1 protein-coding gene is annotated in these 1,209 nt (G+C 51.6%); it reads left to right on the top strand.

Going from position 1 to position 1,209, the window contains the following annotated elements; all coding sequences use genetic code 11:
- On the top strand, positions 1 to 1,144 hold a 1,144-nt coding region (locus V6D20_04440; protein HEY9815041.1), incomplete at its 5' end, for a TraM recognition domain-containing protein.
- Positions 1,145 to 1,209: the final 65 nt, after the last annotated feature.

The raw sequence follows: 1,209 nt of genomic DNA on the forward strand, positions 1-1,209 counted from the left end.
CTTCCACCGCAACCTCACCCGTGGCGGTGGCAAAGCGGATGCCTTTTTTGGCCCAGCAGGACAGCGGCTCATCCAAGCCCTGATTCAGTTTGCTAAGTCTACCCAATATCCCGATCTGGCCATGGCATTTTGTGTGGTGCAGTTGCCCAATTTAGTCCAGCGGCTGTCCTATGCCGCTCAGCAAGAGCGATTACCCTATTTTGTTCAGGTGAATTTTGCTCAGTTCATCAGTACTGGTTCGAGTGAGAAAACGGCATCTGGAATTCTAGCGACGGCTAGTGATGTGCTCACGCGATTCATGGCCCCAGACCTATTGCAATCGCTTTTAGGGACAACCAATGTCGCCGCTATCCTCGAACGCAAGGAACTGTTGGCCTTTCAATCGGACATTTTTCGCCAGGATGTGATCAATCCCCTACTGGCAGCCATCATCAATGTCGTTGTCAATCTCAACTGTTCGGTGCAGCGACAGGCTCCCTTCATTTTTAGTGCGGACGAATTTCCCACCATTTACATGCCGCAGGCTCCTAATTGGCCCAACCAACATCGCTCTAAGGGCTTTACTGGCATCTTTGGCTTTCAGTCGTTTCCCCAAATTGTTGAAACCTATGGGCAAGAACAAGCCAAGGCACTCCTCTCAGCCTGCAGCACTCGCTTCTGGTTCAATCCCGGTGATGTGCAAACCGCTCAGCGCTACAGTGATGAGCTAGGCGAAACGGAGGTCACCTTCAGAACTCACTCCTACAGCCGCAGTCACGGCGATGACTGGGGGCGTAATCGTTCTACGTCGGAGCAGGTGCGCACTAAGAAGTTGATGACGCCTGATGAAGTCATGCGATTTGGCGTCGGTGAATGCCTTTACATCAACCCAGCCTTCAATCAGTACCCCATTCACTATGAACAAGTCCCGATCCCAAAACGCGATCGCCGCCTCAAAAAGGAGTGTGAAGGGCTCTGGGAAACGATTCGCGACCGCATGATACGCAGAGAACATAGCCGCCGACCCAATCTCGATATGGAAGACCAAATTCGCATCCGACTCAAGGAGGCCGATCACCTGCTCCCAATGCCGCCAGAGGAAGAAGAAGACGCGCCACCACCTCAGAAGCGATCTGCTCAAACCATTAATCTGCCTGAGTTTTAGAGTCGATCATTTTCTTGAAAAGGTGACCAACTCAAACTTTTGGGACTAGCATCCGATTTCTATTG

This window comes from Candidatus Obscuribacterales bacterium (genome assembly GCA_036703605.1).
GTDB lineage: Bacteria > Cyanobacteriota > Cyanobacteriia > RECH01 > RECH01 > RECH01.